Origin of the sequence: Rhodococcoides navarretei (assembly GCF_038069675.1) — a bacterium.
Taxonomy (GTDB): Bacteria; Actinomycetota; Actinomycetes; order Mycobacteriales; family Mycobacteriaceae; genus Rhodococcoides; species Rhodococcoides navarretei.
The window spans coordinates 3,968,065-3,980,825 of record NZ_JBBPCN010000001.1; the positions used below are offsets into that span (position 1 = coordinate 3,968,065).

Here is a 12,761-nt window from a genome sequence, read left to right on the forward strand (position 1 = left end):
GCATCACGTAAGCGCCATCACCTTATGGCCTCTGACGTGGGCAAACTAACCCGTCAGCCGGTTGAGTAACACAAAGTTAACGTGGACCATGGGTTATGTCAGTTCAGATAACCTCTCGATCCACGAAAGCCAGGCAATGAAGTTCGTCGCTCAGTACCGCAATCGCCGTAACCACGTCCGCTCGCTCCGCGCCCTCTACGCACGCGCCAACGCTGTCTCCAGCCCGGCCATGCGCGACGAGTTGCTCGTCATTGCCCAGCGCTCGGATTTCTCGCGCTGATCAGCGTGACGGCATAGATCCACACCAGCCCCCACAGGGCACCGAACACCCAGCCGGCCAACACATCCGTGGTCCAGTGCGCACCCAGATAGATCCGAGAGAATCCGATCAGCAGGGACGCGACCACAGGTAGCGCAAGCAGTACCGGCCGATGCAGCCGCGGATCCGGCGATCGCAGCAGCACCGCGATCGCCACCGTGGCAAGCAGCATCGACATCGTCGCGTGGCCCGATGGAAACGAATGGCTCGCAATATCCACCAGCCGCTCCGGAACCGGCGGACGCTCCCGCGCGAACGCGAATTTGAGCGCATTCATCAGACCCCAGCCGGTGAGCATCGAACCCGCGACGATAACGGCATCCGATCTGCGTCCGACGCGAAGCAACGCAACGACGACCACCGCGGACAGCAGGAACATCGACACCGTGTTGCCCAGCGTGGTGATGATCCAGAACATCGTCGTGACCCACTCGACTCGATGCTCGACCATCCAGTCCAGGATCACCCCGTCAGGCCCCACGTGGTCGCTCCCAACTCTCCGTGCAGTGAACCGTTCCGTCGGCGGTCACCCACCACGGGACTCTGCGCTCGCCGCTGACTGCACCCGACAACCGCACCACGAGTTCGCGATGCACCACCACCCCACCGGACGGCAGCGGCAATCCCATGACCGCGCAGGCCAACAGAGCCCCGGGTTCGCGATCCCAGGAGCTGACCCGTCCGGTTCCGAGTACCTCGCCACCGATCGCCTCCGACGCCGTCCGGATGTCGAGAACGTCGGCCAGCGCGGCCCCGGAGGCCATGTCCGAGAGCACGGCGATCTCCTGTGGCACCACGCTCGCCAGCCACGGGGAGTCGATCACGAGCGCATCCGACGCGTCCACGACGTCGCCGACAAGGGTGCGGACACGATCCGGTGGATCGATGTCCGAGACCTCGATGCGGCGCTCCGCAACAGCGGTGGCGATCGACGTGTGGGTTCTGGCGATCACCGCAGGCGTCGGACGCCGCTTCGGGTCCGACAGCGCTGCCAACAGCACGCGAGCCGTTTCGGCGCTCTCGCAGACCGACGCGCTGAGCACCGCCTGCAGTTCGTCGGCACGCGGATGATCCAGCGGATCGAGCAACCCGGCGAACGTCTCGTCCGACGGTGCTCGAAACGCGATCGGACGCGAACCATGGACTCGCGCATGACGTCCGATCCACCACGCGGTGTAACCGTCACGGTCGGTCAGTGCCGCACGGGTACTCGGATCGTCCAGCAGGACGGTCAGCGCCTGGGACCAGACGTCCGATCGGACGAGGTCGAGATCCCGCACTGCAAGAAGCGTTTCCGGCTCCTCGGACAGACTCGACCACCACGCCGACTCGTCGTCGAGATCGTGATCCGGCCCGGTCGGCAGCTCGTCGCGCAGCACAGAGAAAGCCCACCCGACGCCCACTGCTCGCAGCGCCCGCTCACCGAACCTGTCCACCACCGCAGTCGAGAGGACGCCGAACGGCGAATCCTCGATCAGCAGATCCGCCAACGGCGCTCCGGGAAGCAACAATTCGTCGGCGCTGCGCAATTCGCCCTCGTCGTCTTCGAGGGGCAGACTGCCGAGCCAACTCGGCAGTTCACCCGCCTGCACCGCCCGCGCCAGCGCCAGCACGGCGGAGACCAGCCCGTCGATGTCCTCGCTCTCGTCCCAGTCGAGATCGTCCAGGGCCGCCTCGAGCGCCGGGTCGGTGAGCAGTTCGGTCGCAGTCGCCTCGCGAGCACCCAGCCGCGTCAACAGCGGGCTCACCGCATCCGGGTGCACCAGCCGGACCCAGGTGACAGGAGCAGCAGCGTCGGAGCCGATCACCGTCGTCCGCGGACCGGTCACCGTACGACCGTCCGCCAGCGGAACAGGCAGCGCGGCAAGCTCTTCCGCAGCCACACCGTCGACCACGAGTGGAGCCAACGCGTCGAACAGCCGCTGCCACCAACTCGGCTCGCGATCGAGCCCACCGACCATCTCCGCCAGCCTCGCCAACCCGATCCGGTGCACCCCCACCGCCGCGAGCGCCGACGCATGCCGCGCACCGGACAGCGATGCCGCGACCAGATCGGGCACGACGCCCGCCAGCACCGAGGTGAGTTCCTCGGTGGCGTCCGCGACGACGTTCGCCCGCTCGGGCACGAGGTCATGTCCGTCAGCGCCAGGAAGCCATGGTGCACAGGACAATCGGTGAAAGACGAGTTCCCGCAGTGCACCGTCGACCGCACTGCGGGCGAATCCGACCTCGGGTACGAATGAAACCCTGAATTCGGCAGGCAGCGAGGCCACGAAGTCCACGTAGCCGTGCGCGACCGCGTCGAGCGAGACACCCGGCAACACGCGTCGCCGATCGGGCTGCATCGGCACATCGGCAATGACCAACGCGGGCAACGACAACAGCTCGTCCGAGCGGGTCGGAGCGCGCAACACATCGGGCGACGCGGGAACGGGCAGACCGTCGACGACCGGAGCGAGCCATCGCGCGGCCGGTGTCGTGAACTGTCTCCAGGTTCGCGATCCGATCGCGATCTCGGCACTGTTTCCTTCGAGTTCCGTTCTTGCGCAATCGATCACGACGCCATCGATCTCGATGGAGTGCAACGCCTCCAGTTCGAGCAGCAGGTCGACCGCCTCGTCCGCAAAGCCTGCGGCGAAAGACTCCACAGCCACGTCGGCTCGCAATGTCAACACGATCTCGGTATCGAACCCATGGGCGGGCGGGGCGTCGACCGGCCACGCGAGCCGCAGCACCGGAACGCCGGTATCGGGCGCGAGCAGGTCTCGCTCACGCAACGCCTCGAGCGTGCGACGCGCACTGAACGCCACGCCGCCGCCGCGCGATCGCACCTCGATCTCGTCGGACACCGATCGCACCGCAGTGAACCCGACACCGAATTGCCCGACGCCCGAATCTGCGGCAGTCTTGCCCGACGCCCTCAACGCGGTCAACGCGTGCACACCGGAGATATCCAGCGCAGCACCGGTATTGGCGACATGTAGCGCACCGTTGCCATCGGTCCACACGGCCAGCCGGCCCGGGACGCCTGCCCGCTGCGCGGCATCGGCTGCGTTCTGTGCCAGCTCGGTCAGCAGACGATCGCGGTAGCCCCCGCGCACCAGATCGGACTCGGACGCGGAGTCCTCCCGAAGCCGGGTGGGCGATGATGCCCACGCCGCGAGAATCGACTCCCGCAGCGATTCGGTATCGAACGGATCGATCAGCTCGGAGATGCCGAATCTTCTTCCTGCGCAGCAGAATCGGTGGTGCTCGACGCGTCATCGGTGACAGGCGGGGCGTCGGCCGAGACAGCTTCGGTGGCCGACGACTCTGCCGACGCGAACGCGTCCGTGGCCGGGAGATCATCCGAGGCCGGGGCCTCGACCTCATCGGGGGCCTGATCCGGGACGGTCGTGTCGACGACATCGGTCGCCTCGGCCGCAGCAGCCGTCTCGACAGCGCTCGTCTCGACAGCGTTCGTCTCGACAGCGTTCGTCTCGACAGCGTCCGTCTCGACAACAGCGTCCGGCGCGGCTGATTCGGCTGATTCGACCGGGGCAACCGGCGAGGCCACCACGTCGAGTGCAGCGTCGTCGTAGGGCTCGAATTGCGGCGATCCGGCTCCGGTGGGGAGTTCGGTGTCGGAGTGCGCTCCGCAGCCGTACTCGGCGTGCACCACGTGTCCGTCGGCGGCGAATTCGTTGCCGCACACTCCGAATGCGGCGGACAGCGAACCGGCGAGAGGAAGGTAGAAGCCGCAGAGCCCACAGGTCGACGGCGCAGCCTTGGCCATCTCGGTATCGGGACCGAAGTCTCCGTCGTGCCAGCGCTGGGCGGCGTCGAGACGTCCTTCGAGGCTGGTGACCTTGGTTCGGCCGAGACCGATCTCGCCTGCCACCTCGTCGATGGCAGGGTCACCGGACGCGACGTACCCCGGCACGAGCCGCGGATCGTCCTGGCGCGGAGACAGCAGGTCACCGGGCCCCAGATCGCCGGGACGGATGCGCTCGTCCCACGGCACCCAGGACGGTGCCACGAGGGCGTCGGGGCCGGGCAGGAGAACGAGCTCACTGACGGTGGCGTGATCCGCGTCCTCCGGGGCGGCGACCACAACGGCCCACTGCCAACCGCGGTACCCCTCGAGATCGCTGGCGAACCGGTGAGTGGCCGCACTGGAGTCTTCGACGGTGACCCCGAGGTACTCGCCGATACCGCCCTCTCCCAGGTCGAGCAGTGCCTGCCGCGCAAGGTCCACGGCATCGGCCAAGACGGGGCGGATGGAATCGAGCTCTGGAGAAGATGTGAAACTCACACATTCAGTTTGCCGCATCGACTCGGTGACGCCCAGTTCGGGCTGCCATCATGGGTGCAATGACCGTCCGTGCTCGCACCTTCGCTGCCGTCGTGACCTCACTGCTGGCCGTGTCCGCATGCTCGTCGACGACGCAACCGGCTCCGGTGACGTCCGACTCGGTTCCGGCACTGACCACCGAGGTCGTCCGCGAATACGACCGCGGCGACGACGCTTTCACCCAGGGATTCGAGATCGACGGCGACGTCCTCTACGAAGGCACCGGACTGGAAGGCTCGTCGTTCGTCCGGCGTACCTCGCTCGAGAACATGACCGAACTGGGGCGGGAGGATCTGCCGTCCGACCTGTTCGGCGAGGGCATCACCGTCGACGGCGACACCCTCTGGCAGATCACCTGGCAGGACGGAGTCGCGATCGAACGGGACCCGGACAGCCTCGCCGAGCGACGCCGAGTGGACTACGACGGCGAAGGATGGGGACTGTGCTCGCAGGACGAGCGCCTCGTCATGAGCGACGGCTCGTCCACCCTCACCTTCCGCGACCCCACCTCGTTCGAGGCCGAATCCGCCGTGGACGTCACGCTCGACGGCAATCCGGTGGAGCGGCTCAACGAACTCGAGTGCGCCGACGACGGATCGGTGTACGCCAACGTGTGGCAGACCTTCGACATCATGCGCATCGACCCCGAGACCGGCGCGGTGACAGCCGTCATCGACGGCACCCCACTGTGGAATTCGATGTCGGCCTCCGAACGAGACGGCGCCGACGTGTTCAACGGCATCGCGCAGATTCCCGGCACCGACCGGTTCCTCGTGACCGGCAAATACTGGCCCAGGATCTTCGAGGTGCGATTCACCGAAACCGCGCCCGTAGGACAGAATTGACACCGTGACCGATCCACGTCTCCCCCACACCCCACCGGGTGCGGACGACCCCCACCAGGATCACTCCGCAGGCTCCGCTCACGACCAACACCAGGATCACTCCGCGGGCTCCGCTCACGACCAACACCAGGACCACTCCGCAGGCACTTCTCCCGACCCACTCGCGCATCCGGGTCTGGCGAACTACCCACCCGCGACTCCTGTCACGCCCACCCATGTCCCGAGCAGGCGTCAGCCCTTGCCGCCGTTGCACCCGCCGCGAACCGAGCAGATCACGGCGGCGCGCGGCAAGTCCGGTGCCCGCAAGCCGCCGCCGATGCCCAAGAAGCTGACCGTCACCCGCGTCGCCGCCATGCGCGGACGCGAACTGACCGGCAAGGGAATCGCGTCGTTCCAGCGAGCCGCGAAAGCCGACGGTGCCGACAAGTCCGGACTGACGGCGCTCACCTACGCGACCATGGCGAACTTCGCGTCGGACGCCGCGCTCGCGATCGCCTTGGCCAACACTCTGTTCTTCTCGGCGGCCACCGGGGAGGACAAGACCAAGGTCGCGCTGTATCTCGTCATCACGATCGCGCCGTTCGCGCTGATCGCGCCGCTCATCGGACCGTTGCTCGACCGGTTGCAACACGGCCGACGCATCGCGCTCGCCACCTCGTTCGGGCTGCGCACCGTGCTGGCGGTGGTGCTGGTGTTCAACTTCGACAGCTGGGTGTTGTATCCGGCCGCGCTCGGCATGCTCGTCCTCAGCAAGTCCTTTGCGGTACTCAAGAGTGCGGTGACGCCGCGAGTACTGCCACCGGACATCGACCTCGTGCGCGTCAACTCTCGACTCACCGTGTTCGGTCTGCTCGGCGGCACCATCGCCGCCGGCGCTGTCGCCGGCGGCATCGCGTTCGTTGCGGACTCCCCAGGGGCTCTGTGGTTCGTCGCCGCGATCACCGTTCTCGGTGCCTACCTGAGCATGCGCATCCCGTCCTGGGTGGAGATCACCGAGGGCGAGGTGCCCGCGACCCTGAGCTACCACGCGGATCAGCACCACGCCGATCGAGACCGCGGCAACGACTATCCCGGCAACGGGGCTCCGACGGAGAACCTCAGGCGCACGCCACGGGCCGACGGACCCGCCAAGAATCGCAGACAACCGTTGGGCCGGGCAGTGATCGTCGGCCTGTGGGGCAACGGCACCATCCGGATTCTCACCGGCTTCCTGACTCTCTACATCGCCTTCGTGGCCAAATCCCGCACCGAACACGAACCGCTGCAGCAGGCCGCCATGCTCGGACTCGTCGGAGCCGCAGCAGGCCTCGGCAACTTCTCGGGCAACGCCCTCGGTGCCAGGATCAAACTCGGCCGGCCATCCCTCGTGGTCCTTCGCTGCACCCTCGCCGTCACGGTGGTGGCCGTCGTCGCCGCAGTGACCGACAGCCTGCTCACCGCGGCGGTGGCCGCGCTCGTGGCGTCGAGCGCCAGCGCGCTGGCCAAGGTCTCGCTCGACGCGTCCTTGCAGGCCGATCTGCCGCCGGAGTCGATCGCGTCGGGATTCGGCCGATCGGAGACCGTCATGCAGCTGTGCTGGGTGCTCGGCGGCACGCTCGGCGTCCTGCTACCCACCGAGTATTGGCTCGGTTTCAGCGTGGTCTCGGTGTTGCTTACGATCGGGCTCGTGCAGACATTCCTCACCTACCGTGGCAGATCGCTTCTGCCCGGCTTCGGCGGCAACCGCCCCGACCACGTCGAACAAGAAGTGTCCGACGGTACCTTCGGCGAAAATGTGACCAAGTGAATCTCGCTCCCCGCACCAAGAAGATCGCGGCCCTGCTCTCCGCGGGTCTGCTCGTCGTCGCCGTCGCGTTCGTCGCGGTGCTCGCCCTGCTGATCGGAAACGCACCGGAGAAGGAACCCGTCATCTCCGCGTACTCCAACGGGCGGACCGTCGAGGTCGAGCCGTACCTGTACTGCGCCATCAGCGACCCGCTGTGCACCAACGTGGGAGAGACCACCGAGATTCGGGTGGGCACTGCACCGACGGTGCAACTCTCACTCCCCGAGGCCGTCTACTCGGCACCGTGGGTACTCGCCCTGGTCTACGGCGACGACAGCGGGAACATCGTCGAGGACAGCCGGTTCAACGAACCGGGAACCAGGTTGAGCGTCACGGTGCCGACGACGGACGACAGCGATCGAACCCTGCTCGGAATCGAGGTTCGCCTGCCCACCGGCATCATCGACACCGACACCAATCAGGAGGGCTTCGTCAGCCACGCCATCTGGTCGATCGGGATGCTGCCCTAGTCGTTCTCCTGGATCAGCTGTCGAGCTCGCGCGCGACGGCCCGGACCACCTCGGAGATGCGCTGCGCGATCTTGCGGTCCGGGTACTTGCCCTTACGCAGTTCGGGCTGCACGGTGGCCTCGAGCAACGTGATCATGTCCTCGACCATCCCGTGCAGTTCGTCGGGAGTGTGCTTGCGCTCGACGGGTTCGCGGCGGGTGCTTCCGGTGTTCTGACGCACCGACGGTGCCGGCTCGAGCACCTTCAGGCTCAGCGCCTGGGGCCCGCGACGGCCTGCGGCCATACCGAATTCGACGCGCTGACCGGCTTTGAGGCCCTCGACGCCCTCGGGCAGCGCCGAGGAACGCACGTAGACGTCCTCGCCTTCCTCCTGCGAGAGGAATCCGAATCCCTTGTCGACGTCGTACCACTTCACCTTGCCGGTCGGCACTGAGCTCACCCGTTCATCTGTTGCTGTCGATGGTTGCGTTGTTCGTGGAACCGATGTTCGGTCCGCACAAGTTTCGCGCCCCACGAGAACGTAGGACGCGAATACGCCAGTCTAGCGCGGTGAGCCCGGATAGAGCATTCGAGTTGTTCGCCTCACCGCGCCCTCACCGCAGCACGCTTCGCACTACCGTGGTGCATGTGGACACATCGACTCGTAAGAGCAGCACCGTACTGCTGCGCATCGCGCTGGCCCTGTTCGCGATCGGCCTCGTCGCCATTGTCGCGATCCTCGTGTTTCCGATCTTCTCCGCCGCCAAGCCCCCACTCGGGCTGTATCTGACGGCCATGTTCTCCGCGCCGACCGGCTTCGTGCTGGCCCTGGTCTACGCGTTGGCATCCGGACGACGGGCGCGCTGATCATGAGATTGATCCTGAACGTCATCTGGCTGGTCTTCGGCGGCCTGTGGCTGGCACTGGGCTACTTCCTCGCCGGACTTCTGCTGTGCATCCTGATCGTGACCATTCCGTTCGGCATCGCGTCGTTCCGCATCGGCGTCTACGCACTGTGGCCGTTCGGCTCGACGATCGTCGACAAGCCGGGGTCCGGATCCGGCGCACTCGTGGGGAACGTGCTGTGGCTGATCCTCGCCGGTTGGTGGCTGGCCCTGACTCACGTGGTCACGGCCGTCGCCATGGCGATCACCATCATCGGTATTCCGTTGGCGATCGCGAACCTGAAGATGATTCCCTTATCGCTGATGCCCCTCGGCAAGGACATCGTTGCCATTCGGTGACCTCTCGGATCGGTTGCCGCCGGTGTGACTTCCATCACATCACGCTCCGGTAACGGACAGGCAACGGACAGGGGTTCAATGCCCGGCACGTCCACTAGCTGGGCGGACGCGAGACACCCGAAAGAGGTACAAAACGCGCTCGCGGCGACGCCCCGAAACCGACAGTTACCAAATAGTGACGTAAGGCGGGAATTTCAGTACGGTCAGCAGCGGCCGGAAAGTTCGGCCGAATTCCGGCCCGCAGCGCCAAACCTCGTCCCGCGGGAACCGGAACACCCTCGACGATCACCCAGGGGACGAGGACGGGGGACCCACGTCCTCCATGGACAACCGGGAAGTTGTAGCGACTCACGAAGCCTCACCGACTTCCCTTGGGGTGAAGCCCAATTGCCCACTTTCAGGAGTGAGCGAAACGGCCGGGCTACCTCTCAGCCCGAACCCGACAGCTGACCTCGCAGGCGCGTGTGGAGAGGATTTCAACTCGTATGAGCGGACGTCATCGCAAGCCGAGCACCACGGGCAAGACCGTCGCAAAGGTCGCAGTCACCGGAGCCATCATGGGCACCGCGAGCATCGCCTTCACCGGCACTGCCAACGCGGCACCGGATTCCGACTGGGATCGCCTGGCTCAGTGTGAAGCCGGCGGCAACTGGGGCATCAACACCGGCAACGGTTACCAGGGCGGGTTGCAGTTCTCCCCCAGCACCTGGAACGCACACGGTGGACAGCAGTACGCGGCCACGGCCAACCAGGCCAGCCGCGAAGAGCAGATCGCAGTTGCAGAGAAGGTCCTCGACTCGCAGGGTTGGGGCGCATGGCCGTCCTGCTCCTCCAGCCTCGGACTGAACAGCGCGCCCACCGAACGCAGCGTTCCGGTCACCCCCAAGGCACCGGAAGTTCCCGCGCTCCCCGACCTGTCGTCCATCCCGGCCGTGGACAGCTCCGCCGAGGTCGTCGAAGGCATCGTCACCGCCGTCCAGAACATCACCAACGATCCGCAGATCGCTGCGTTCGTGCAGAACGCGGCCCAGGGCATCCAGCTCGATCCGCAGGTCGTGAACTTCTACCAGGCCAACAAGGCATTCCTGCCCCAGTAAGCTGCCTGGCTGCTCCAGCTCGTACGAAAAAAGCCCCCGACGATGTCGGGGGCTTTTTCGTGTTCGAGGGCCGCGGTCAGCGATTGACCACGGTCACCGGATGGGCGTAGGGCAGGTCTTCGACGGGCAGCGGGAACTCGGTGTCCTCACCGAAGGGTGACAAGCCACCCGATCGCGCGGACGAGAGTTCGGTCACCGCGTGGTCACCGCGAGCGGTTTCCGGCCAGCCTGGATCGACATAGGGCTTCTTCGACTTGTTCACCATGCGCCCATTTTGACACCTGCCCTGCGGCGAGCACCAGCCCAGGTCTCTAATCTGATAGACGATGACCGACACGACTGCGAACCGACACACCGACACGCCCCCAGATCTGCCTCAGTGGATCGCAGCTCGAACCGACGCCGAGCTGATCAAGGCCATGTCGCTGCGTCCGGATCTGACCGCGCCGCCGCCCGCATCCCTGGCCGTGCTGGCCGGACGGGCCGAGCAGCGCCGGTCGATCCTGCACACCGCAGACACCCTCGACACCCTCGCACTCACGGTCCTCGAAATCCTCGCCGTCGAAGAGGCCTACGAGCGGCCCGTCACCCGCGCAACGTTGCTTGCCGTGGTGGCCAAGCGCGCACTGGCCAAGAGCGTCGACCGGGCGCTGGCCCAACTCCGCGAACGGCTACTGGTGTGGGGAGACGCAGCCGGGTTCCGGATCAGCCCCGCAGCGGCGGATGCCGTGCCGTGGCGCATCGGGCGCGTACTCGACCCGGTCGACAATCTCACCGAGGCATCCATCACCGCTGCACTGGCCGAACTCGGCGACGGTGAACGCAACCTCCTCGACACCCTCGCCAGATCGTCGCCGACCGGGCGCACCAGGGACGCTGCACCCGGTACACCCCCGGATCGGCCCGTCCAGAAGCTGCTCGCCAAGGGCCTGCTGATCTGGTTGGACGAGCAAACCGTCGAGCTTCCCGTCCAGGTCGGGCAGATCCTGCGCGGCGAGCCGATGTCCGACCCACGCTCTCTCGCCGAACCCACGCTCGACACCAGTACGCATTCACTCGCCGACGTGGACGCCGCCGCGGCAGGCGAGGCACTCGAGCTGGGCAGGCACTGCGTAGCGATCATCGAGGCACTCTCGACCGCACCGGCACCCGCCCTCAAAGCCGGGGGCCTGGGAGTGCGCGAGCTCCGCAAGATCACCAAGGCCACCGGACTCGACGACGACCGCGTGAGCGTCCTCGTCGAGCTGCTCGCCGCCGCCCACCTGATCTCCAGCGGAACACCGGACCCGGTTCCCGCGTCGGACAACGGCGACGATTACTGGGCACCCACGCCTGCCGTCGACGCGTGGCTCGCCGCCGCACCGGCGGCCCGCTGGCACACGCTCGCCGCCGCCTGGCTCGAAGTGCCACGGGCACCCTGGGTCATCGGGATGCGTGACCCCAACGACAAGCCCATCGCCGCCCTGTCCGAGGAAGTCCGATCTCCGGCCGCACCGCGGGATCGACGCATGATCCTGGAACTGCTCGCCGAACTCGGCAGTGGGCACGCAGCGCAGCCCGCCGACCTCGCTCGCACCCTGGCGTGGCGTCGACCTCGGTGGTCCGGACGCTTCGGCGTCACCCCTGTCGGCCATGTTCTCGCCGAAGCGACGGCGCTCGGCATCGTCGGTCGTGGAGCGATGTCGACCCCGGGTCGCTCGTTGCTGCACGACGGCAATGCCGAAGCCGATATGCGTGCGGCTCTACCCGAACCCATCGACTACGTCCTGGTGCAAGCCGACCTCACGCTGGTGGCACCCGGCCCGCTCGAGCCGGACCTGCAGGATCGGATCGAACTCGTGGCCGACGTGGAATCCGCGGGCGCAGCCACGATGTACCGGATCAGCGACACGAGCCTGCGCCGCGCGCTCGATGTCGGGTTGAGCGCGTCCGAGTTGCACGCGTTGTTCGCAACCCATTCGCGGACGCCGGTGCCGCAGGCCCTGACCTATCTGATCGACGACGTGGCTCGTCGACACGGCCGCCTCCGAGCAGGCGTCGCCGCGTCGTTCGTTCGGTGCGAGGATCCGGCGTTGCTCGCCGAGGTGATGGCGTCTCCGGCGGCCGAATCGCTGGCGCTGAGGGCGCTGGCCCCCACCGTCGCGATCTCACAGGCCCCGCTCGCCGAGGTGCTCACGGTATTGGCCGGAGCGGGTTTCGCGCCGGCAGGCGAGGACTCGTCCGGCACCATCGTCGATCTGCGTGCCCGCGGGTCGCGAGTCTCGGCACGGCGGCCGCGTCAGGCGTTCCGCACTCCGGCCGTCCCCACCGAGGAACAACTTGGGTCGTTGGTGCGCGGGATGCGCGCTGCCGACCGAGCGGCAGGCAACGGCGGCGCAGTGGTTCGCGCCGACGGATCCCGGGCCAGCAGCACCGCGACGATGACGCTGCTGCAGACCGCAGCGAAGGTCAAGCGGAGTGTGAGCATCGGCTACGTCGATGCCCAGGGGGTTGCCACGCATCGCATCGTCGATCCGATCAGCATCGGCGGCGGTCAACTCGACGCGTTCGACCCCGCCACCGGTGGGGTTCGACGCTTCACCCTGCATCGGATCACCTCGGTCGCGCTGGTCGAGTAGACCGGGCTCACGTGCACGCACGCCCCTACCT

The 12,761-nt window shown here is 66.9% G+C and carries 13 protein-coding genes and 1 riboswitch; of the genes, 8 read left to right on the forward strand and 5 right to left on the reverse strand.

The window, feature by feature from the left end:
- Positions 1-136 precede the first annotated feature (136 nt).
- Positions 137-280, forward strand: a complete 144-nt coding sequence (locus AABD04_RS18600) for a hypothetical protein (protein WP_167327272.1) — start codon at positions 137-139, stop codon at positions 278-280.
- Here the strand turns inward: AABD04_RS18600 and AABD04_RS18605 are convergent.
- From AABD04_RS18605 to AABD04_RS18615, 3 genes are read right to left on the reverse strand one after another with little or no spacing between them, the layout of a single operon-like run.
- Positions 249-800, reverse strand: a complete 552-nt coding sequence (locus AABD04_RS18605; protein WP_341442061.1) for a phosphatase PAP2 family protein — start codon at positions 798-800, stop codon at positions 249-251. The genes AABD04_RS18600 and AABD04_RS18605 overlap by 32 nt on opposite strands.
- Positions 790-3,525, reverse strand: coding sequence for a sacsin N-terminal ATP-binding-like domain-containing protein (locus AABD04_RS18610; protein ID WP_341443098.1), 2,736 nt, complete (start codon positions 3,523-3,525; stop codon positions 790-792). The genes AABD04_RS18605 and AABD04_RS18610 overlap by 11 nt, the downstream gene beginning before the upstream one ends.
- The gene (locus AABD04_RS18615; RefSeq protein WP_423228166.1) at positions 3,522-4,613 is read right to left on the reverse strand and encodes a DUF3027 domain-containing protein; all 1,092 of its coding nucleotides are present in this window, start codon (positions 4,611-4,613) and stop codon (positions 3,522-3,524) included. The genes AABD04_RS18610 and AABD04_RS18615 overlap by 4 nt, the downstream gene beginning before the upstream one ends.
- 59 nt (positions 4,614-4,672) lie before the next feature.
- Between AABD04_RS18615 and AABD04_RS18620 the strand changes: the two genes are divergently transcribed.
- From AABD04_RS18620 to AABD04_RS18630, 3 genes are all read left to right on the forward strand, one after another.
- Positions 4,673-5,497, forward strand: coding sequence for a glutaminyl-peptide cyclotransferase (locus AABD04_RS18620; protein ID WP_423228167.1), 825 nt, complete (start codon positions 4,673-4,675; stop codon positions 5,495-5,497).
- 175 nt (positions 5,498-5,672) lie between these two features.
- Positions 5,673-7,283, forward strand: a complete 1,611-nt coding sequence (locus AABD04_RS18625) for an MFS transporter (protein WP_423228241.1) — start codon at positions 5,673-5,675, stop codon at positions 7,281-7,283.
- Positions 7,280-7,792, forward strand: a complete 513-nt coding sequence (locus AABD04_RS18630; protein ID WP_341442065.1) for a DUF2771 domain-containing protein — start codon at positions 7,280-7,282, stop codon at positions 7,790-7,792. Before AABD04_RS18625 ends, AABD04_RS18630 begins: the two co-directional genes overlap by 4 nt.
- Before the next feature lie 13 nt (positions 7,793-7,805).
- Here the strand turns inward: AABD04_RS18630 and AABD04_RS18635 are convergent, their stop codons facing one another.
- Positions 7,806-8,222: a cold-shock protein gene (locus AABD04_RS18635; RefSeq protein ID WP_008719325.1), complete on the reverse strand. Its 417-nt coding sequence runs from the start codon at positions 8,220-8,222 to the stop codon at positions 7,806-7,808.
- Between the two features lie 197 nt (positions 8,223-8,419).
- Here AABD04_RS18635 and AABD04_RS18640 point away from each other — a divergent pair, with 197 nt between their 5' ends.
- The 3 genes from AABD04_RS18640 (at position 8,420) to AABD04_RS18650 (ending at position 10,112) form a co-directional block, all read left to right on the forward strand.
- A complete protein-coding gene (locus AABD04_RS18640) occupies positions 8,420-8,638 on the forward strand; it encodes a hypothetical protein (RefSeq protein WP_243593800.1) in 219 nt (72 codons plus the stop codon).
- A gap of 2 nt (positions 8,639-8,640) precedes the next feature.
- On the forward strand, positions 8,641-9,015 hold the full coding sequence (locus tag AABD04_RS18645) for a YccF domain-containing protein (RefSeq protein ID WP_341442066.1): 375 nt from the start codon (positions 8,641-8,643) through the stop codon (positions 9,013-9,015).
- Between the two features lie 276 nt (positions 9,016-9,291).
- A riboswitch (cyclic di-AMP (ydaO/yuaA leader) is annotated at positions 9,292-9,492 on the forward strand.
- An 8-nt stretch (positions 9,493-9,500) separates the two neighbouring features.
- Complete coding sequence (locus AABD04_RS18650) at positions 9,501-10,112, forward strand: resuscitation-promoting factor Rpf1 domain-containing protein (protein ID WP_243593801.1); 612 nt, start codon at positions 9,501-9,503, stop codon at positions 10,110-10,112.
- A gap of 76 nt (positions 10,113-10,188) precedes the next feature.
- On the opposite strand, the gene AABD04_RS18655 is transcribed toward AABD04_RS18650, so the two are convergent.
- Complete coding sequence (locus tag AABD04_RS18655; RefSeq protein ID WP_008719333.1) at positions 10,189-10,377, reverse strand: hypothetical protein; 189 nt, start codon at positions 10,375-10,377, stop codon at positions 10,189-10,191.
- Between the two features lie 61 nt (positions 10,378-10,438).
- On the opposite strand from AABD04_RS18655, the gene AABD04_RS18660 reads away from it, so the two are divergent.
- Positions 10,439-12,730 carry a helicase-associated domain-containing protein gene (locus tag AABD04_RS18660; protein ID WP_341442067.1) on the forward strand — a complete coding sequence of 764 codons (2,292 nt, stop codon included), beginning with the start codon at positions 10,439-10,441 and terminating at the stop codon, positions 12,728-12,730.
- The last annotated feature ends 31 nt before the right edge of the window (positions 12,731-12,761 follow it).